Below are 20,838 nucleotides of genomic sequence, written 5' to 3'. Positions count from 1 at the left end.
CATTCACACGGCCTGGTGACCCTACACATCCGGTGTGGCGTCTGGCCGTTCCAAGCCAGCGATCAGGTCGTGCACGCCGTCCCCCGCGTTGCTGATGTACTCACGGATAAAATCCCAGTCTTTGTCCAATAACGCAGAGCCTCGCAGAGATTCGGTGGTGGCTCGCACCGCGAGAGCGCCAAAGGTTTCGGCCATGTCAGCAACGCTTCTGCCACGATCCGCCGGGTCCGCATATGGTTTTTGGTACCACGTCGAGATCTGGTACTCGACGTTTTTGGCCTCGAATGCTGGCTTGAGGTAGTTTGCCATTGCCAATAGCGACTCCCGAATCAGCGTGGGGTCCATACCATCCTTGGTCAGTACCGCTTCGGCACGGACTGCCGCCGCGCTTATCAAGTCCTCATGGGTATATCCCTGCATAGGGGGGAAGACCCCATCGGGCAGCTTCATGCCGCGTGTATCGCACGAATAGGCATCGTTTTTTTCAGTCATTTTGGACTCTCAGGTTTGTGGGGTAGCGCCTGCGATCAGGCCGGCAACTGACTGCCGAGCGACGCGTACAACACGTGAACTGGCAAGGTCTGCAGGTCGAGATGGATTTATCTACGCATCGCCTGACCTAGCCCCACATCAAGTTCGATCTTGGGTGGGGTACTACGCCCCAGCTCACCAATACCTTTCTCGTTGACGATGGCTGTACTTTTGCCTACCTGGAAGTTTCGGTTAGGGTCGACGTCACGCCGGTCATGGATCACGAATTGATCAGTCTGACCGACCTTTTGAAGGATATGGTGTTCGTCCATGCCAACGACCATACCGCTGGTAGCCTTGCGCCCGGATTGGGATGCCTCATTGATAGTTGCGGATGGGCTCATGGCACGAGCCTCATCTTCCATCGCTTTGAACGACTCGTTACGTGGCTGCGAGAGAGGATCCAGTTCCTGGGCGTGCGAAGCAGTTTTGGGAATTGGGACAGGTTGTAATTTTATGCCTTCGATGTAAGTCGCGTTGGGGCGCGATGCCTTCAGGTCGCCCGTCAAATCAGAAACTTGCTTCTGCGCAGCCGCTGCTCTTTCCGCCTGCAGCTGATCAATGACGTCAAGCCCGTCTTGCTTGGCCTGCTTGCGCGTATCAAGCCCGACAAAACGCGATGTGGCTTCCAGCGCATTCTGGCCCAACGCCTTAAGACTGCCACCAAGCCCTTCCAGGCCACGGGTGACGCTGCTGCGGCTCAGGCTGTCGTCGTTCTCGAAAATCACGCCCCTGCCATCGGGTTCGTGATCGAAAGGCCGGCTTTGGCGATCAAAGACATTGAGCGTCCCTCTTTCCAGAGGAAAGGGCTGATTGTCGAGGGTTTTGTAGGCGCCGTTCTCGTCTTGGGAAAATGCCTTTTCACCTTTTATCAGGCGTGAATCAATGAGCGCTGCTTGGACCTTCTGCGGATCCTTTATCAATTCATTGTACTGCTCGACGCGTTGCACATCTTCCTGGTGCATCGGTTTGAGTTCGATGCCTGCCGACTGCAAGCGATCGTACATCACGGCAAGAGGACCCGCGGCCAGCACGTCATTCTGATAGCCACCACCGACCTGCGAGTGGGCGCCTGCGAACTTCAGCTCCTCGATTTTGCCGTTATTGTCATTGCGCAGCGCACTGGTCAACCTGAACGTATCTCGGTATTCGTTCATGGCCACCAAGTGGGTAGTCGAATCGACGTTCTTGCCGATTTCGAGATTCTTGCCCAAGTGCGTGTCTGTAATGGACAGGCCATCGGTGGCCACAGTGTCGAAGATCCCCAGCTTGTTGACGTGCGCTTGCCCAGGGGGAATCAGAAAATCCCCAGTAGGCTTGCCTTGCCCGTCGAGCTTAGGCACGCCGCTTTCAATGAATTTGTTAGCGAGCGCCCTGGACTGCGATGCACCCCTGCTGAAGCCAACGATATTTACGTCAACCTGCTCACCGGGATACTTGTTATGAAAGGCCACGATAGCGTCGTAGGCCTGGTCAACGCGCTCCTGTGCGCCGCGCCCGGTAGCGCCTTCGATGAGCGAGCGCCCTGATGTCTGGCCTTGGCTGCCCACGCCATCGAAATAGATTTTCTCAGACTGGCCCGAACGCTCCTGCGTGTCGTACTGCTGCGGAACATGCCCTGAGTTGCGTGCCAAGTTGGTGCCCTTGGCCGTATCAAGTTCAAAAAGGCGCGCGACGTTAGTCTGCGTACCTTCCGGCGTATTCAGGTCTTTGTTATTCCCGGTGCCATCGAAGTACACCGTAAAGCGCTTGGCATCACTCATTTCATGTCCCTATGGTGCTCGTAGCGCGGTACGGGCTCTCGGTACCGCTCTGGATAACGATCAGGCGCCTGGCTTTTCCAGGCCAGCGATCAAATCGTGAACGCCATCCCCGGCACTGCTGATGTATTCACCAAGCAGCTCCCTGTCTTGGTCCAGCAACGGCGACCCCTTGAGAGATTCAGTTGCGGCCCGGACGGCCAGTGCGCCGAAGGTCTCCGCCATGTCAGCGACGCTTTTGTCGCGATCGGCAGGGTTTGCATAAGGTTTCTGATACCAGGTCGATATCTGGTACTCGACATTCTGGGCTTCAAGCGCCTGGTTAAAGTGCTTGGCTAGCGCTATCAACGATTCGCGTATGAGTGTTGGATCCACGCCACCACGCTTGAGCACGGCCTCGGCACGCTTGGCGGCAGCGCCTACCAAATCTTCGTGTGTATAACCCTGCATAGGTGGGAACACACCCTCTGGTAGCTTCATGCCAGGTGTGTAGGGTTGGTATTGGCCTTGATTGTCTTGCATGGAAATCTCCTTGGCTTGGAGTGCAGAGGAAGTAGCCGGCAGGAGCACGAACGCTCCCAGGACCAGCGTGGCGAGCCGGCTCAGACGCAGGCGAGACCAGCAGCCTTGAATGGCGCTATTTGCAGCGGCGGGAACCCATGTACTCAGGTTGTCGGTTCTACTCATTTATCCTCCGTGACCTCCGTCTCCGGATGGCTCTTGACAGGTTGTATTCGCATGGGTCATCCGGCTAAGTTGATCGAAGAATACTGATAAATCCCGAGATTGGGGCCACTACACGCGTATCCAACAACGTGAACAACTCACGGTTTGCGCTGATTGAAATGTCACCGCACAGTACATTCACTATCATTTGCCGCCCAGCACCAGACCTCGCGGCACATACGCGGTCGCTGCCTTAGGCTGGGCCACGGCTGGCTGCGTTTCAACGACCGGCGTCGCTTCAAAAGAGGTGCTCGCCGCAACGACAGGCGCTTGGCCCGGGGCAGTAGACAAGACGGCGCCTTGTGCTACTTGCTGCGTGGCGAAGCGCTCATCCAGCCAATCGGCCCACCAGGCCGCCCGACGCATCACTTGCTGGCGATAACGGGCATTGATGGCGGGGGTGCGCGAGTGGTAGTTGGCGACCCGCGTCCACAAGTCGCCACGGTCGTTGCGCACATGGCCGCGCAAGCGCCAAGCCGCCAAGTCGTAGGCATAGCAGCCACCTTGCTCCACATCCTGGGCAGTGATGCCGTAACGGGCGAGCTCGCGCAGGTAGCTGGTGTTGAACTGCATGGGGCCTACGTCGTAGGTGCCATTGGTATTGCGCACCCATTGGCCCGGCTTGCCGCCTTCCTGAGCTGCCACCGCGAGCACGATGTTCACGGGCAGCTCGTACTTAACGGCGGCCATGACCGAGCACACGATCGGCTCTTCGAGTGGCGGGAGCGGAGGCGGGGCGTCGATGGGCATGCGCGTGGGCCTAGATCACTTTGCCAAATTTGTTGTTAATTTCTTTGGTCTTATCCGAGTCAGCTGCTGGGCAGCTATCCAGGAAAGACTGCCTGGCGTTAGCGGTATCGTTCCACTTGATACCACCATGCTTTTTTCTCTTAACGATATTGAAATAGTCGGCTACTGGACCCTCGCAGCCTTCAACGACACCGGCGCCTTTGAGCTTGCCGAACATGCACAGTACTGTGGCGCATGGGTCACCGGCTTGGGCTGGGCTCACAACAGCCAGTGCAAGCGTGGCGGCCAACAGTATTTGAGTTGAGCGTATTGAGTTCTTCACAACGACCTCCAGGTCAGGACAAATCTTGTTTGCGCTCGCTGAAGCTCTTCACTTCTGCGTCGGGGTTGAAGTCACGGCTTTTTGACTGCGTGTCCAAGTTGCCTGATGTACGCTGGCCGCTATTGCTCACTGCCTGAGCCAGCTTACCGCCCGAGCTTTTGTCTACGCGCGCCTGCGCCACACGGCCTGAACCTGAGATTAGATTCGCTGTTGTTTGCAAAGCGACACGTCCCGCATTACCCAACTTACTTGAGGAGGTCTGAGCTGAACCGCTGCCAGCGGTGCTGCCTGCAGCGTCTTTTGAGGCGGAAGAGGTGCTACCCCCCTGAGCACCCGCAGCGCCAGCGGCGGTTGCAGAGTCGTTACTGCCCCCTGCTGTGCTTCCACCTCCAGCGTCAGCGACACTCTCTTGCGCCCCGCCAGCAGATGAACCAGACGACTCTGCACCTGCACTGGTCAAGGACTGTTCGCCTCCGCTAGAGGAGGCGCTTTGTACGCTTCCCGCACTCGATGATGAGGACAAGCCCATCACTGAGCTGAGAGGACTTGATTCCGAACTACTACTTTTGCCGCCAGGTGAACCCGCTTGGCCCCCATTGGTGCCGCCACCCAACATGCCGGAAAGACCGCTAGCCATGCGCGAGCCAATGTCGGAGCCAGATGCGACGCTTGATTGCGCTCCTTTGAATGCGGCATGCACAGCCTGCGCACCACCTATCAGGTTTGCCCCGCCGCTGGCGACTGCAGATGCACCCTTTCCAGCCATCGAAACAGCGGTAGTTGCCGCACCCACTACCGCGCCTGCGCTAAAGTTTCCGATGCCCGATGAAGCACTGCCTGCGCCACCTACCAGCGCTGCAATCATGGGCGGAATTTTGTGAACAAGTAAAAGTAGCAGCACAGAGACTACGAGCATCACAGCCAGCTCTTGCACTGCCATTTTGTCGCTAATGCGGTTAGCGAAGTCTTCAATGAAACGTTTGCCAATGGCGACAAGAAGGACCATCGAAAACAGCTGGGCCCCGACACCTAATACCGCTCGGTAATAGTTCAAGGCGATATCAGAAGTCCATCGCGAGCCGCCGAAGCCCAAGAAAAACACACCGGCATACAATAAGAACCAACTCGATGCCAGAAGTATTAGCAGGTTGATACCCACTACGGCCAGGACGACCAGAACAACAATTGCCATTAGTTCCATAGTGATCTGCCGGCCCATTTGGTACCAGCTCAGCTTATCAGTCGCTTTAACTGTCCGGTCATAGAGTTCGAACCCTATGTCGACAATGGTAGACGGCTGGAGATCAGTAGTACCAATATTACCGGTTGTCGATCCCAGTTCGCTCAATGATCTCACGATGCTCTCAGCCAATTGGAGGCCCTGCATGGCATTTCTCAGTAACCACCAAAACAACCCGAACACCACCAGAAACCGTATCAGCTCTGCGAAAAACTCGCCAATGTCGGCTTTTTTGAGCAGCATGAGCCCAAACGTCCACACCATGGAAATCACGGTCAGTGCCAAAAACAGCCGTTCAGCAGCAGCCTGAATGGCGGGCAACCATTCCTGGGTGGCATCACGGAAGCGATGGAGCACTTCGTTCATGATTCCCGAGCTGCCTAACCCGGGGCCCGCCGCTTGAGCCACCGCCGGGATTGACAGAATGGCGAGGATAGCCAAGGCGTTTACGAACAAATCCCGACGTTTGCCAAGCATAAAACTCATTCCTTACTAGAAATCGTCCTTCGGACTTTTCTTAAATTCCCAATCCGTCATTTTTTTGGAAGACAAGAAACTATCACAGTTGGCTTTGAACTCATTTTTACTGGCCTCTTTCGAAAGTTCTGCAAGGACTTTTTCGTACATAACGGGCGAGCAGTTTTCAGCCGTAGCCTGCGGTACGTCTTCGCCAAAGCAACCTGCCAGCAACCCGGCAGTAACCAGCACGAGGGCAGCTTTTACGCTAAACACTTTCATAACTTCTCCATTAAAAATCATCTTTAGGGCTCTTTTTATAAGTCCAATCGGTGAGCCTGCGATTCTGGGCTTCGCCACGTGCTCGCTCATCGAGCTCTGCAGCATGACGGTTGGCTTCGGCGGTTTGCTGCGCCAGCATCAAGGTACGCAGTTGAAGTAGCTGATTGGCCTGCTGGCTAGACAGTTGGTTGGCATATTGAATGGCCTTCACTTGTCCATCGGCAGTGGTGGCAGCCTGTTGGAGCCTCTCAAGCTGCCGAGCGTCCGCTTTCAGGTTTTCTTGCTGCTGTTTGATGCTCTTGAACATCCCATCGTTTGCGTTTTTCTGGGATGCAGTGGCCATGTCCTGTTGTTTCTGAATGGCCGCCTCGTCTTCAGCTGAGCATCCGCCGCTCCCATAGCAGGGGGAGTTCCTGTAGTAGCTTGTATCCTGGAACTTATCCAAATAGGAATCGAAACTACCCGCCTGATTGGTGTAGTAGTCCAGCATATCCTGGGCACGCATCAGTTTGTTGATCGTGTTGTTCGCTTCATCCCAGATATAAGCTGCAGGGGCGACAGTATTCTTGATCATGTTTTCGTACTGATCAAGCTGTGTCTTGTATTGGTTAACCTGCGTTGCATACTCTTCGATCTGCTTTGCCGTCTGGGCAATGCTTTCAATAGAAGTGACCTTATTAAGCGCCACATTCGCTCCATCGATCACTGGAATCCCAGCATGGGCTTGCAGGGCGAGCCCGATACCAGCCACTAAGCCCAGAGCCGATTTAAACGCGGTAGGTCTGTTCATAGTCCTCTCCTTGACTTAGTCCATCAGTAGTCAAACGATTGATAAGGCTTGGAAAACGTAAGGTCTTTGGTGACCATCACGTTGAAACGGAATCCAGGGCGAATCTCGAGGGTGGGGGCGATATTCAGGTTCTTGGCGATCATCTGGGCCGTCACCTGACCCAACTGCTGACCCAGTGCTTCGCTCATGGCGCTGCTGGCACTCTCGCGCTGATTGCCGCCACCAAAACTGCTGCTGTTGTTCTGGTCTTGGCTCAAGCTGATCCCGGCCACTACGCCGGACATCAGGAAGGCAGACCCGAAGAGTCGCACATAGTGGTTATTGACTTGATCGCTCAGACCGGAATAGCCCAGGCCGTCCGCTCCAGGCATCGCGCCGATATCCATCGCCTTGCCATCTGGAAAAATGATGCGCTGCCAGGCAACCAGTACTCGCGCCTGACCATAGGCCACCTCGCTGGAGTACGACCCCACCAGCCGCGCGCCCTGAGGCACCAACAAGTGCTTGCCGGTCGCAGTGTCATAGACGCCCTGAGTGACCTGCCCAATGATCTGCCCTGGCAAGTCGGAGTTGATCCCAGACACCAGCATCGCGGGAATAATGAAGCCGGCGCGCAACTCGTAAGGGCTTCTCGGTGCCTCCACTTTCGAATTCAGTGCCCAACGGTCTTCGCTCCCACCTGCGGCGAACTGGTCGTAGCCCGCATTGCGAGCGGATGAAGGCGTTACTCTAAACGGCGAGTCATCGTCGCCGTCAGCGCCACCACCGACGCCGCCCATGCCTGCACGACGCAGTTCGGCCATGCGGGCCTTGAAGGCGCTGTTTGGATCACTTCGCGCCTGTTCATCCAACCGTTGGCGTGCAGCCGCAATGTTTGCGAGCGCGTCCTGAGGGCCCAGCGGACCATGAGTCGGTTGAGAGGATGCTGCGCTACGCGGTGCTTGCACCTGAACGGTGCTCCTGGCCCGCACTGCCTCCTGGAACTGCTGCGCCTTCATTACGCGAATGCGTTGCAACTCGTCCGCATTCACATCTGGCTGCGACGCACGCGGAGGCAATGGCGGCGCATCAAGGTTGTCCGGGCGCACCACCTGAAGCCGCTCAGGTTCGCGCGCGGGCGCGTTGTCGAGCACTGGCACTTTTGGCGGTTCTGCCTTGCTTGGGATGATCCCGTCCGAGTCCATACCGCTGATCTGACTGGCAAACAGGCTACTGTTGCCCGTTTTTTCACTCTTCTTGTCCTTCGGCTCGCTCTGCTCACCCGACCGATCCGCTGCCACCAGCATCATGATCAGCAGGAAGATAGCGGTCGCAGCACCGATGATGTACATCGGCCAGTTGTTCACGCGACGCACACCGCTGCTGCGGTTCAGCTTGCCAGGGGAGGCATCCGGGGACATGGCATCGTTAGCTTTACTCATCCCATGTCACTCCTTGCGAACCCAGACGCCAGCAGCCAGCAGGCGATCGTTCTGTACGCCATAGGCACGGCTCAGGGTTTCAGGGCCGACCCGCAGGATCACCCGCAGCAGCTGGGTGTCTTTGGGGGTGTCGACCACGTAGTTCAGCGGCAGCGCAGGTACCACGCCGCGCGCAGCAGGCGCTGGCTGCGCCTTGGGGTCGAACTCCTGCACGGAATAGCCCGAGGCGCGCAGAGTGCTCAACAGGGCAGTACCGAAGCCATCACGGGTTTCCTGAGCAAACCGCAAGCGGGTGCTGGCAGGCGGGTGCACCACCGCCAACTGGCGAACGGTGGCCTGCGCCAGCTGCTGGTTGACCGCAGGCGATGTGCGCTCGGCGAAGTTGCCATAAGGCCCGTTGGCACAGGCGGCCAGCCACAGGGTGGCGAACAGTGCTAGACAAGCGCGCATGCTCATTTACCCCGCTGGATGGTGACACGGTCCTGGGACTTGCCCACGCCGGCAATCAGGATGGCTTTGTCGAACACGGTGTCAACAATGTAACGGTCGCCCTGGATGCGGTAGTTGACCATCACGGTCTCATCATCCCGGAACCAGCCGCCGTCCTTGCGCACCACCATCAGCGACGGGGCCTCGGTTTGGGCTACGGTTTGCGGCATCTGGATGATGGTCTTGCTGCCATCGTTATAAACCCGCACGGGTTTCCAGGCAGTGTCGCCTTCGACGGTGTAGTCGAAGCTCAGGTTACCCAGGTATTCGCCGGTTTCGGGGATGGTCGCGCGCTTGCGCTCGGTGGTTTCGCGCTGCTTGATCATGTTCCACTTCGCCAGCGCTTCTTCCGGATAGGTGAAGGCCACCTGCGGCATGTACTGGGTGCGGTGCGAGCGGAGCTTGAAGTGGTAGGTGCGGCGGTTGGTGGTGACCACCAGCGACGTCTCCAGCCCCACGTCCATGGGCTTGATGATCAGGTGTTGTACTTCGCTCGGGCCCACACCGGTGATGGCCGGCTCGACAGTCCAGCGTGCAGTGTCACCCAGGTTGATCGAGTTGACCTGCTCACCGGCTTGCAGGGCGATGTCGCACACCTGCAACACGGCGCAGACGATGCTCGGCTGCTGGGCACCGAAGATGAAGCGGGCAGTGCCGTCGCCACCATCGACCGGCTTGATGCCAGTGGCACTGGCCTGCTGCCAACGCTGGGAAATGGCCAGGCCGGCCTTTTCCTGCGGGGTCAAGGTAGGGTTGGCGTCCGAGAAGTACAGGTCGGCCTGACTGGTGCCGGGCGCGGCCTGAACGAACGCAGGCAGTGCGGCGGCGAGCAAAGCGCAAAGATAACGGTTCATGGTCGGTCCTTCAGAGTTGCTTAGACCAGGAGAAGTCGCGCACATAGGTCCCGATCGGGTTCATCCGCAGTTGCTCTTCGCTGGTTTGAGTAGTGGGTTCGGCGGTATAGGTGGTTACCAGGGCACGCCAGTTGACTTTGCTCTTGACCAGGCCTTGCCGATCACGAGTGACTTCTTCCCAGTCCACCTGCCATGTCTCCGGGGTCTGCTGCATGACCGAACGGATGTCGACGCTGACGGTTTCCTCTGCAGCGCGCACGAACGGGCTCGAGTCCTTGGTGCCGTTGAGCCATTCGTTCATTTTCTGCGTAGCCGGATCGTTCTGGCTGAGCAGCGCATAAATGCGGAAGATCGATTTGCGCAACAGCGCCACGTCCGGCGTGACGGTGCGGGCATCGGCAATGAAGCTGGCGATTTGCGATTTCACAACGCGTTGATCGACTGGCTGCGCCACCTGCGCCGGCGCTACCGCCAATGGCTGCCCAAGCTTGTCCACTTCAACCACGTAGGGCACGAACTTGGACTGGCTGCCGATATGAATCAGCCCGCCCACACAGGCCAGGGCGATCATCATCGACAGGATCGCAACCACCTGCCACATCAGGCGCGAGGTCACGACGCTGCCGACATGGTCATTCCAGGTACGGCGGGCCGTCAGGTAGGGGTTGTCGAGTACTGCGCCTTGCGGCGACGGGGCGCCGGTAACGGTATCGACAGATTCAGCGGGGCGTTTGCGCACCATCGCTTTCATGCGTTCAGCGAAGCTCATGCGGCCACTCCATAATCATTCAGTCTGAGGCCACGGGCGGCCAGCCATTCGTCCACCCAACCGTTGCCATACTTGGCTTCCAGTCGCTTGATGGCGGCCACCGACTCTTTATCGGAGGCGCCGACGAACGCCAGGGCGAGCGGACCCAGGGCAAGGTCATATAACCGGCGGCCGTTTTCCGAGACGTAGTAGTACTGACGCTTGGGTACGGCGGTGGCGAGGATTTCGATCTGCCGGGCGTTCAAGCCCATGCGCCGGTACAGCAATGAAGTGTCTTCATCACGTGCATAGACGTTAGGCAGGAAGATCTTGGTGGCCGTCGACTCGACGATGACATCGAGAATGCCGGAGTTGGCGGCATCCGACAGGCTCTGGGTAGCCATCAGTACCAGGCAGTTGGCCTTACGCAACACTTTGAGCCACTCACGGATTTTCTCGCGGAAAGCGGGGTGGCCAAGCATCAGCCAGGCTTCGTCGAGAATGATCACCGCCGGCTGCCCCTTGAGCGCGCGTTCGATACGGCGGAACAGATAAAGCAGCACTGGCAAGGCGTACTTGTCGCCCAGGTTCATCAGTTCTTCGATCTCGAAGACGGTGAAGTCGGACAGTGTCAAACCATCCTCATCGGCATCGAGCAGGTGCCCCATGGTTCCGTCGACGGTGTACTGGCGCAGGGTTTCACGCACGTTCTCGTCCTGCACCACCAGGCAGAACTCGGAAAGGGTGCGCGAACCGTCGCGGTACATGCTCATCACCGCATGGCCAATTTCGTTACGCTGTGCAGCGGTGGTCTCAAGGCCGTTCAGCGCCAGGATGGTATCGAGCCATTCCATCGCCCACGCGCGGTCACCCTTGGTTTCCAGGAACTGCAGAGGGCAGAAGGCAAGACGCTCGTCGTCGGCCGCTACGGTGAAGTGAAGCCCGGAGCTCCCGGCACTTTCTGCCCGGATACCTGCTGCGAGGGGGTACATGGACATGCCTTTGTCGAAGGCGAAAATCGACATGCCCTGGTAGCGGCGCAGTTGTGCAGCGATCAGCGCCAGGTGCGTGGACTTACCCGCACCCGTGGGGCCGAACATGAATGTGTGACCCAGATCGCGCACGTGCAGATTCAGACGGAACGGCGTGGCACCGCTGGTTACACAGTGCATCAGCGCCGGCGAAAGCGGCGGGTAGAGTGGGCAGGGGGCTTCGGCGCTGCCTGTCCAGATGCTGCTGGTGGGCAGCATGTCAGCCAGGTTCAGCGTATTCATCAACGGGCGACGGACGTTTTCAACGCCATGGCCCGGCAGGCTTCCCAGATACGCGTCCAGCGTATTGATGGTCTCGATACGAGCGGCAAAGCCAAGCCGCTCGATGGCCTTCTCCACACCACGGGCGGCTTCTTCAAGTTGCTGGCGGTCCTCATCCATCAAGACTACGACGCTGGTGTAATAGCCCTGAGCGATCAAGCCACTGTTGACCTCGGCGATCGCGTCAGCCGCATCCTGCACCATCGAGAGCGCGTCCTGGTCGATATTGCCGCTGTTGGTGTTGAAGACTTGATCGAAAAAGCCACGAACCTTCTGCTTCCATTTCTTGCGGTATTTATCCAGGTGTCGCACGGCCTCATGGGTATCCATGAATATGAAGCGACTGGACCACCGGTATTCGCAGGGCAGCTCGGCAAGCGCGGCCAGGATGCCGGGCGCAGACTCCAGCGGAAAACCTTCTATCGCCACCACCTGAATGAAGTTGCGGCCGATCTTCGGTACCACGCCCCCCCACAGTTCCTTGCCGCCAAGAATGGCATCCAGGTACATGGGGTTGCTTGGTAACTGTACGGGTTGGCTTATACCGGTCACGCAGAACTGGACCCAGCTGAGCAGATCCTCATGGGTGATCTGTGCGCCTTCCTCTGTCACCAGCGTATTGGCCTTCAAACGTGTCATCTTGAGCACCGACGACAGGCTGCCCTCGACGCTGGTGCAATCGCGCTTGAATTGCTCGATAAGGTTACGCGTGCGCGCCTTGTGGTCTGGCGGCGGCGTGTCATCGTCGAACATCAGCTCGACGAACTTCTGCTGCGCCAGCATGGGCGGGAAGTAAGTCAGCGTCAGGACGAAATAACCTTCATACAACGATCCCAATGACTCGAAGAAGCTGCGTCGCTCTTCGTCCATCGCTTCGGTGAGCCGATCCGGGAAATGCGAGAAACCCTTGCTGGAATAATTGACCGCAGGACGCCGCACGGCATCGACGTGGATCATCCACCCACTGCCCAACCCAACCAAGGCCTGGTTGATACGCAGCGATACCAACTCGCGCTGGGCGTCGGTGCTGCTGGCGTTATCGTCACCTCGATACAACCACGCAGCCATGAATGCGCCGTTCTTGCCGACGATCACACCGTCGTCGACCAGCGCCGCATGGTTCAGCAGATCTGAGAGGCCCGCATCTTTGGAGCGGTGCTTTTTGAGCTTGAGCTCGGCATCGACCTGCAGGAGACGCTGGACCAGCAGCAGGACCAGCAACGCACCGAGGGCTGCGATGGCATACGCAATACCTTCGATCATTTGTATTGATTTCCCTGACTTGGCGGGTTGTCCCTGTACGGGGTACTACGCGCCGGGTAGTAAGACTTGTAGCGTCGATGACGCAGGTACACCGGGCGCATCTTCGGGTCGGCCTTGGCCATGACCCGCAGAATGAAAAGTGCGGCAAACCACAGCACCAGCCCGACTACCGTGGCGCGCAATTCCTGGGCGCTGAAGATCAGGGCGAATGCCAGCAGGCCGGAGAACATCACCAGCTCGCGGTCGCCACCCATGAACAGATTGTCGCGGTTTCCCGCACGGCGAATAGGGATGGTGCGCAGCGCCATGGTTCAGACCTGCCCTTGTACCGAGTGGGCAGTCATCATCGGTACCGATTGGGCCAGTTCAGCCGAGGTGCCGAAGAATTTCTGCATGATGTTGTTGGCGCCCACGATCAGTGCCATAACCAGCACCAGGAAGATCAGCGTGCGGAAGAAGCCGTTGAGGTCGCCACCGAAGATCAGCACGCCGCCTGCGACCACGATGCCGATCAGCGACAGGGCAAAGGCGACTGGGCCAGTCACCGATTTCTGCAGAGACTCCAACCAGCTCTCGTAGGGCAAGCTGCCGCTACCGGCAGTAGAGGCGAATGCATTTTCCGGGGTGACCATTACGTAGAGCATCAACAGGCAGAGCGCCAGATAGCCAAACGTTTGGGCATTGATGCGGGACAGAGAAATGTTGGCTTGCATGTGCGATGTTTTCCTAGAGGTTGCGCATGATGTAACGGCCGTTTTCGTACCCGGAAACCTCGAGGATTTCCTGGATGCGGCGGCCTTCTGGGGTTCTGGCGATGGAGATGACGACGTGAACCGCTTCGCCAATCAGCGGCTCGATGTCGGCCGGGGCCGACTTGTTGCGAGAAACCAGGGATTTAAGACGGGTCAGCCCTTCACTGGCGCTGTTGGCATGCAGGGTCGCAGCACCGCCAGGGTGACCAGTGTTCCAGGCGTCGATCAGGTCGAGTGCCTCTTCGCCACGCACCTCACCGACCAAGATGCGGTCAGGCCGCATGCGCAAGGAGGTCTTGAGCAGGTGGGTCATGCTTACGTCGACGGTGGTGTGGTACTGCACGAAGTTCTTGGCAGCGCACTGAATCTCACCGGTGTCCTCGATGATGAATACCCGCTCACTGGGGAACTCGATGACCATCTCGTTGATGACTGCGTTGACCAGGGTGGTCTTGCCGGTACCCGTACCGCCGATAACGAGGATATTGCGGTGATCGCGGATGGCCCGCTTGATGGCATCGCACTGGGCCGGCGTCATGATCGCCGACTCCACATACTGGTCCAGGGTGTAGATGGCGACCGCTTTTTTTCGGATCGCAAACGTGGCGGCGCGCACCACTGGCGGAAGCTGGCCCGCGAAGCGCGACCCATCGAGGGGCCATTCGCCTTCGAGCAGCGGTTTGCTGCGGGTCACTTCCTTGCCATGGAAGCCGGCCACGGTCTTGATGATGGACTCGGCCTGCGCCGGGCGCAGGTCGCCAATGTGCCTCATCGGTTGGCCCAATTGTTCGAGCCACAGCTTACCGTCGCCGTTACACATCAACTCGACGGTCTGCGGATGGTTGAGCGCGTCGATAATCAGCGGGCCGGCATCGCGTTCAAGTTTTTTCTTGGCGCGATCTTTCAGGCTGACAGTTTCTGCAATATCCACACTATTCGTCCATGAATTAAACGCTGACCCAATCGCAAGGTATTCCACCGAGCGTGTGTTACAGATCTTCAACTACTGATGAGGGGCAAAACGCGCCTCGCTCGAAATATCCACCTGGGCTGACCAGATGCTTTCAAGTTACGAGAGGCGATCCACAATGGCGCGGAGGTTACCGGAGCAACAATTGCTAACGAAATGGTAAATCTCTTACAGCCATGTAAGTCTTTTCCTACAAAATTGGTACGAGCGTTCTTCGAATTGACCGCACGCGTGCCTCTGAAACCCGCGCCGTAGCTGGTCTCTACCATGAGCGCCAGTAATGCTGGCAGCTAAACGCCACTACCGCTGACTGATCGCCTTTCACAAAAAATGAGAGGCAATTCACAATTAGCCAAAACATTTTTTTGTGGCCCAGTTCACAATTGCCTCCTGCGCAAACATCGCTTCTGTTGGCTGTGAGTTGATATAAGACAGCCATACGATGATGGCACTTAGATATCAACGAGCAAGCCAGACAGCATCTACGTTAATTGGTTCAAAGCAATTGAAGTTGTCTGCCGGGTGGGCTGAACAATGAGCAATCAAGTTGCAGAGATTCACGGCCCTCCAGGTTCAGCTTGCGTACAGCCCTGTCAAAACGCTGCGCCAACAACTGCGCAAAAATACCCTCGCCCTGCATACGAGCACCGAAACGGCTGTCATAAAGCGCTCCACCCCGGCTTTGCCGAATAAGGCTGATTACATGGGCTGCACGCTGCGGGTAGTGATCGTGCAACCACTGCTCAAACAGAGGGGCCACCTCAAGCGGTAAGCGAAGCATCATGTAGGCTGCGCTTTGCGCCCCAGCCTCTTGCGCCGACTCCAGCAACTGCTCCAGTTCACAGTCGTTGATCATGGGAATGATCGGCGAGCACAGGACGCCTACGGGTACGCCGGCATCGCGCAGCAGGCGTATGGCCCGCAAGCGTGCAGCAGGCGAAGCGGCACGGGGCTCCAGAATGCGCTTGAGGCCGGCATCAAGGGTGGTATGGCTGATCATCACGCGCACGAGCCGCAAGCTGGCCATTTCAGTCAACAGGTCAAGGTCACGCAGAACCAAGGCGCCCTTGGTAACGATGGTCACTGGGTGGCGAAACTTCAGCAGCACCTCCAGCAAACGCCGGGTCAGCATGTATTCGCGCTCTATGGGCTGATAAGGGTCGGTGTTCGCCCCCAGGTTGATTGGCGCACACACGTACCCAGGTTTGCTCAGCTGTTGCGCCAGCACATCGGCTGCATTGGTCTTGGCAATCAGCTTGGTTTCGAAATCCAGACCAGGCGACAAATCCCAATAGGCGTGCGAAGGGCGTGCATAGCAGTAGATGCACCCGTGCTCGCAACCGCGATAAGGGTTTATCGACCGGTCGAAGGGCAGATCGGGTGAGGTATTGCGGCTGATAACCGTCTTGGCCGTCTCGATCCGCACTTCGGTCCCTTGCGTGACCGGTACATCTTGGTACCAGCCATCGTCCTCATGCGAAGAGTGGGTAGGGCCGAAGCGGTTATGCGGGTTATGCGCAGTGCCGCGGCCCTTCAACGGAGGTGAATATGACATGGCTACACCCTTTACTGTATGCATGTACAGTAAAGGGCCTGGCGACTAATTGCCAGCCCGATCATCCGACGGCCTGAAGCCACTGGAGGTAGGGGTGTAGGTTTGTCTCACGGCCAAGAAACTGCATCACTCCTTCACGCAATGGGCGCGATGCTCCGGGGGCAATCAATGACTCGAACAGCGCCTGTCCAAGTGCACGATCAAGTAGCCCTGTTTGCTCGAAGCGGGTGAAGATATCCACAGCACATACATCTGCCCAGAGGTACGCGTAATAACCGGCGTCATAGCCGGTAACCAGGTGGTCGAAGGCGTGGGCTGGGTGCTCTAGGGCGTTCAAAGGCCAGTAACCACATTGCTCGCGCGATCGAGTAAATCGCTGGCGAAGGGTTTTCCCGTCAGCTGGGTTCGTGTGCAGATCCACATCGAACAAGGCCTTGCTCAGCTCAAGCGCGGCTTCGCCGATGGCTTCGCGTCTGTAGCGCTCGACGCACTGCTCGACCTGCGCCCTGTCAATCTGACGCCCATCCGAATAGTGCGAGGAAATGCTGACGAGATAGGCGGCGTTCCACACCCAACGTTCGAACAGCTTGCCGAAGAGCTCCGTACCGTCCGTACCGAGTTCGACTACGCCCGACTGGATCTGATTGTCCGTGCGCACCAAGAGGTGGTGCAAGGCATGGCCGAACTCGTGATACAGCTTGCGCAACGCGAGGTGATCCAACAGTGGCTGCGCACCTGCACTACCTTCGGGCACATCGCTGAAGACGATCACCACCGCTTGCTGGAAAATCCCTTCCGCGTCGATCCGGCGGTTACGCACATACGTTGTGAACACCGCCTCTGCCTGCTTACCGGCGTGCTGCACGGCATCGAGGTAGAGCAAGCCAATCCGTGCGTCGTCCTGGAATGCCTCGAACACCAGTACCGAGGGTGCCCATACGGGGGCAGGGGTTGGCCTCAACTCCAGGTCAAAGAGCCGCTTGGCCAGCTGGACCAACGCGTCGATGACGGCAGCCATCGGGAAAAATTCGCGCAGCGCGTCCTTTGGCACTATCTTGGCCGCGTCTCGCAGTTGCTTTTGGGCAAAGCGTAGGTCCCAGGGCTGCATGTCTTCCAGCCCCAATGCCTGAGCGTCACGCTCAAAGTCTGAGCGCCACTGCAGCACCACGGGCTTCATGCCAGCAGCCAAGCTTTGCAGGAAGGCGCGAACCTGGTCTGGCGAACCAGCACTTTTACGCGCCAAGCTCAGGGTCATGTGATCGGAGAACGCCAATAGCGTCGCTTGTTCATGGCGCAGAAGGGCCAGTTGCTGCAGCACTTGACCATTATCTTGCGACAGGTCGGTATTGACGCCACGTCCATGAAAAGCCTGATACACCTGCTCACGGAGAGCACCCAGCTCGGCCTCTTCCAGCACACGCTCGGCAGCCCAGCTTTCGCAAGGTATGGACCATCCGTTACTGCCACGCTGCCTTGCTCGCTCGCTCAACTCATCGAGACTGCGTTGGGACAGACCACGCAGCTGAGTGACGTCATCGACGATCATGTCCGGCTGGTCGAGATTAATCAGATACTGCTCTTCAAGCTCGGTTATCCGACGTTGCAGGTCGAGCAGCCGCGCCTTGTCGCTCGTGGGCAGGGAAGCGCCACTCACGCGAAACCTTTCCAAGTGCCAGCGCAGTGTTGCCCGCTGGCGATCATCGAGGTTAACGCCGATATCGCTGTGCGCCAGCTGTTCATACAGCGATTGAAGCTGCTCGTTGCTAAACCTTGAGTCCAACGCAGCGCTGGCCGCGATATGAAACGCCAGGATAGGGTCACTCCAGGTCTGCCCTTTGCCCAGAAAGGGCATTACCCCATAAAGCACTGCGTACACCTGGGCGTCCAGATCATCCATGGCCAGCACCAGGTCATCCCATGTTGGCATCGATGGCTGGCTGTTGATCACGCGCTCAATGCCCTGTGCATACTGCTCAAGGACCTGGTCGAACGCATCCTGCATGCTTTCGACTGTAATGGAGGGGTAGTCGACGGGCACATTGCCGTCTTGCAGAAGCGGGTTGCTCATCACGCGTTACCTTGCTCAATGATGGGAGCATGCAAGCGTGGACGACTGCGCAAGCGTGCAGGTCGCTCTTAATTACCACCAGCCGCCACCGCCCGGGCCTTGCACCCGGGCGGTGCGGTGGTCAATCGGCCGGTTTCTTCAGCTTCGGATTGGGAAAGAACTGCACGGTCTGCACTTTCGCCGCTGCCGGCTTGGGCGCTTGTTGGTTGACCCGCGTGCCCAGTTCACTGGGTACCGACAAGCCCTGCTCATTGAGCGTATCGGTAAAACCACACGCCACGCACTCGCGGTGCGGCACACCGTCTTCGTTCCACATCGTCAGCTTGTCAGCTTCACTGCACGCCGGGCATACCGCGCCGGCGATGAAGCGCTTCTTGGTCTTGTTCACGGCATCCTCGCTCATGCTGCCGATTCTTCGGCCAGACCGCTGTGGCGCAGCAAGGCGTCAATGGACGGCTCGCGACCGCGGAAGTCGACGAACAATACCATCGGCGCACGCGAGCCGCCGCGTGCCAGCACCGCTTCGCGGAACGCCCGGCCTGTTTCGGCATTGAACACGCCTTCTTCCTCGAACCGCGAGAAGGCATCGGCCGACAACACTTCAGCCCATTTGTAGCTGTAGTAGCCTGCGGCATAACCGCCCGCGAAGATGTGCGCAAAGCTGTTGGGGAAGCGGTTATAGGCCGGTGGGCGCATGACCGACACTTCATCGCGCACCCCTTCGAGCACCTGCAGTACCGTACGGCCGTCACCGTGGCTGGCGTGAAGCTCAAAGTCGAACAGCGAGAACTCGAGCTGGCGCACCATCATCATGCCCGACTGGAAGTTCTTCGCAGCCAGCATCTTGTCCAGCAGGTCCTTCGGCAGTGCCTCGCCAGTTTCGTAATGGCCGGAGATCAAGGCAAGGCCTTCGGGCTCCCAGCACCAGTTCTCCATGAACTGGCTGGGCAGTTCTACCGCATCCCATGCCACGCCGTTGATGCCGGACACTCCAGCGTGGTCGATGCGGGTCAACAGGTGGTGCAAGCCATGGCCGAACTCATGGAACAGCGTCGTGACCTCGTCATGGGTCAGCAAGGCAGGTTTGCCCGGCGCGGCAGGGGTGAAGTTGCACACCAGGTTGGCCACCGGGCTTTGCAGTGTGCCCTGAGCCGTTACGCGACGGTCACGCGCACCGTCCATCCAGGCACCGCCACGCTTGTTGGCGCGGGCATAGAGGTCGAAGAAGAAACGCCCCACATGCTGGCCGTTCTCCTTGATCTCGAACAGGCGTACATCCGGGTGCCAGGCATCGAACTGCTTGAGCTCGTTGATCTCGATGCCGTACAGGCGCTGCACGATGCTGAACAGGCCGCCTAGCACCTTGTCGATGGGGAAGTAGGCGCGCAGTGCTTCCTGGGACACGCTGTAGCGCTGCTCTCGCAGCTTCTCGCCAAAGTAGCCGGCATCCCAACTGGCCAGCTCGGGACAACCCTGTTCGGCAGCATAGGCCTTGAGCTGGGCCAGGTCGCGGGCGGCGAAGGGCTTGGAGCGCTTGGCCAGATCGCGCAGGAAGCTCAACACCTGGTCGCTGGACTCGGCCATCTTGGTCGCCAGGCTGAGCTCGGCGTAGTTCTTGTAGCCCAGTAATTCGGCAAGCTCCTGGCGCAGATCGAGAATCTGCTGCATCACCGGACCGTTATCGAACTGCCCCGCGTTCGGGCCCTGATCCGAAGCGCGGGTACAGTAGGCCGCATACAGCTCTTCGCGCAGCGCGCGGTCGCTGGCGTAGGTCATCACCGCGTAATAGCTGGGGAACTCTAGCGTGATCAGCCAGCCCTCGAGGTCCTTGGCGGCGGCAGCGGCGGCCATCTGGGCCTTGGCCGAGTCGGGCAGGCCGTCGAGCGTGGTTTCGTCGGTGACGTGCTTGCTCCATGCCTGGGTGGCATCCAACAGCTGGTTGGAGAAACGGCTGCCCAGCTCGCTGAGTTTGCTCTGCACCTCAGCGTAGCGCTGCTGTTCTGCGGCGGGCAGGTCGATGCCCGACAGGCGGAAGTCGCGCAATGCATGTTCAAGGATGGTCTTTTGCGCCACATCGAACGAGGCAGCTTCAGGGCTTGCAGCCAGTGCCTGGTAGGCATCGAACAGCGCACGGTTCTGCCCAAGCTCCGTGGAGTAGGCACTCAGCGCTGGCAGGCAGGCCTCATAGGCTTCACGCAACGCTGGGCTATTGCACACCGCATTGAGGTGGCTCACCGGGCTCCAGGCGGCCCCGAGGCGGTCGTTCAGTTCGTCCATCGCCAGCACCAGGCCTGCCCATGTAGGCGCTGCGCCTTGTTCTTCAAGAATCCTGGCAATGGCTTTACGGTTGTCGGCCAGGATCGCTTCGATCGCCGGCAGCACGTGCTCTGCACGGATTTGCGAGAAGGGCGGCAGATCGTGGGATTGCAGAAGCGGGTTGTTCGCAGTCACGGTTTGGATACCTTGGCAGAAGAAACACAGCCCCATCTTAATTACAATCGACGCCGACCGCAGCAGGCAGCCAGCCTATCGGCACACATGAGGAACA

The 20,838-nt window shown here is 58.5% G+C and carries 20 protein-coding genes; all 20 read right to left on the bottom strand.

Going from position 1 to position 20,838, the window contains the following annotated elements; all coding sequences use genetic code 11:
* Nucleotides 1-21: 21 nt before the first annotated feature.
* Nucleotides 22-492, bottom strand: a complete 471-nt coding sequence (locus tag B2Y33_RS02730; RefSeq protein WP_206405057.1) for a hypothetical protein — start codon at nt 490-492, stop codon at nt 22-24.
* Nucleotides 493-599: 107 nt separating this feature from the next.
* On the bottom strand, nt 600-2,294 hold the full coding sequence (locus B2Y33_RS02725; protein ID WP_206405058.1) for a T6SS phospholipase effector Tle1-like catalytic domain-containing protein: 1,695 nt from the start codon (nt 2,292-2,294) through the stop codon (nt 600-602).
* A gap of 60 nt (nt 2,295-2,354) precedes the next feature.
* Nucleotides 2,355-2,813 (bottom strand): hypothetical protein, encoded by a 459-nt coding sequence (locus tag B2Y33_RS02720; protein ID WP_058603667.1) that lies wholly within the window; start codon nt 2,811-2,813, stop codon nt 2,355-2,357.
* Between the two features lie 348 nt (nt 2,814-3,161).
* On the bottom strand, nt 3,162-3,767 hold the full coding sequence (locus B2Y33_RS02715; protein ID WP_206405059.1) for a muramidase: 606 nt from the start codon (nt 3,765-3,767) through the stop codon (nt 3,162-3,164).
* A gap of 10 nt (nt 3,768-3,777) precedes the next feature.
* Entirely contained in the window at nt 3,778-3,984 is a 207-nt protein-coding gene (locus B2Y33_RS23120) for a TrbM/KikA/MpfK family conjugal transfer protein (protein ID WP_144435207.1), read from the bottom strand.
* Between the two features lie 118 nt (nt 3,985-4,102).
* Nucleotides 4,103-5,695: a P-type conjugative transfer protein TrbL gene (trbL, locus tag B2Y33_RS02705; RefSeq protein WP_178102841.1), complete on the bottom strand. Its 1,593-nt coding sequence runs from the start codon at nt 5,693-5,695 to the stop codon at nt 4,103-4,105.
* 126 nt (nt 5,696-5,821) lie between these two features.
* A complete protein-coding gene (trbK, locus tag B2Y33_RS02700; RefSeq protein ID WP_111475819.1) occupies nt 5,822-6,067 on the bottom strand; it encodes an entry exclusion lipoprotein TrbK in 246 nt (81 codons plus the stop codon).
* 10 nt (nt 6,068-6,077) lie between these two features.
* A complete protein-coding gene (gene trbJ / locus B2Y33_RS02695) occupies nt 6,078-6,857 on the bottom strand; it encodes a P-type conjugative transfer protein TrbJ (protein ID WP_033694858.1) in 780 nt (259 codons plus the stop codon).
* Nucleotides 6,858-6,880: 23 nt separating this feature from the next.
* Nucleotides 6,881-8,278, bottom strand: a complete 1,398-nt coding sequence (locus B2Y33_RS02690) for a TrbI/VirB10 family protein (RefSeq protein ID WP_027913260.1) — start codon at nt 8,276-8,278, stop codon at nt 6,881-6,883.
* 6 nt (nt 8,279-8,284) lie between these two features.
* Nucleotides 8,285-8,728, bottom strand: coding sequence for a hypothetical protein (locus tag B2Y33_RS02685; RefSeq protein WP_081728179.1), 444 nt, complete (start codon nt 8,726-8,728; stop codon nt 8,285-8,287).
* 2 nt (nt 8,729-8,730) lie between these two features.
* Nucleotides 8,731-9,621 (bottom strand): P-type conjugative transfer protein TrbG, encoded by an 891-nt coding sequence (gene trbG, locus B2Y33_RS02680; RefSeq protein WP_206405060.1) that lies wholly within the window; start codon nt 9,619-9,621, stop codon nt 8,731-8,733.
* A gap of 10 nt (nt 9,622-9,631) precedes the next feature.
* On the bottom strand, nt 9,632-10,390 hold the full coding sequence (locus tag B2Y33_RS02675) for a VirB8/TrbF family protein (RefSeq protein WP_027913262.1): 759 nt from the start codon (nt 10,388-10,390) through the stop codon (nt 9,632-9,634).
* Complete coding sequence (locus B2Y33_RS02670) at nt 10,387-12,945, bottom strand: VirB4 family type IV secretion/conjugal transfer ATPase (RefSeq protein WP_027913263.1); 2,559 nt, start codon at nt 12,943-12,945, stop codon at nt 10,387-10,389. The genes B2Y33_RS02675 and B2Y33_RS02670 overlap by 4 nt, the downstream gene beginning before the upstream one ends.
* Nucleotides 12,942-13,253: a conjugal transfer protein TrbD gene (locus B2Y33_RS02665; RefSeq protein WP_023532470.1), complete on the bottom strand. Its 312-nt coding sequence runs from the start codon at nt 13,251-13,253 to the stop codon at nt 12,942-12,944. Before B2Y33_RS02665 ends, B2Y33_RS02670 begins: the two co-directional genes overlap by 4 nt.
* 3 nt (nt 13,254-13,256) lie before the next feature.
* Entirely contained in the window at nt 13,257-13,658 is a 402-nt protein-coding gene (locus B2Y33_RS02660) for a TrbC/VirB2 family protein (RefSeq protein ID WP_050587287.1), read from the bottom strand.
* Nucleotides 13,659-13,671: 13 nt separating this feature from the next.
* Nucleotides 13,672-14,622 carry a P-type conjugative transfer ATPase TrbB gene (trbB, locus tag B2Y33_RS02655; RefSeq protein WP_305955236.1) on the bottom strand — a complete coding sequence of 317 codons (951 nt, stop codon included), beginning with the start codon at nt 14,620-14,622 and terminating at the stop codon, nt 13,672-13,674.
* Between the two features lie 541 nt (nt 14,623-15,163).
* Complete coding sequence (locus tag B2Y33_RS02650) at nt 15,164-16,222, bottom strand: PA0069 family radical SAM protein (protein ID WP_027913264.1); 1,059 nt, start codon at nt 16,220-16,222, stop codon at nt 15,164-15,166.
* Between the two features lie 61 nt (nt 16,223-16,283).
* The gene (locus B2Y33_RS02645) at nt 16,284-18,290 is read right to left on the bottom strand and encodes a M3 family metallopeptidase (protein WP_206405061.1); all 2,007 of its coding nucleotides are present in this window, start codon (nt 18,288-18,290) and stop codon (nt 16,284-16,286) included.
* Nucleotides 18,291-18,411: 121 nt separating this feature from the next.
* Nucleotides 18,412-18,693: a YheV family putative zinc ribbon protein gene (locus B2Y33_RS02640; RefSeq protein ID WP_027913266.1), complete on the bottom strand. Its 282-nt coding sequence runs from the start codon at nt 18,691-18,693 to the stop codon at nt 18,412-18,414.
* Nucleotides 18,690-20,777, bottom strand: a complete 2,088-nt coding sequence (gene prlC, locus B2Y33_RS02635) for an oligopeptidase A (RefSeq protein ID WP_145278708.1) — start codon at nt 20,775-20,777, stop codon at nt 18,690-18,692. Before prlC ends, B2Y33_RS02640 begins: the two co-directional genes overlap by 4 nt.
* Nucleotides 20,778-20,838: the final 61 nt, after the last annotated feature.

Origin of the sequence: Pseudomonas sp. UBA5666 (assembly GCF_002420785.1) — a bacterium.
GTDB lineage: Bacteria > Pseudomonadota > Gammaproteobacteria > Pseudomonadales > Pseudomonadaceae > Aquipseudomonas > Aquipseudomonas fulva.
The sequence above is the reverse complement of the archived record's forward strand: the minus strand, read 5'-3'. Positions and strand labels throughout refer to the sequence as shown.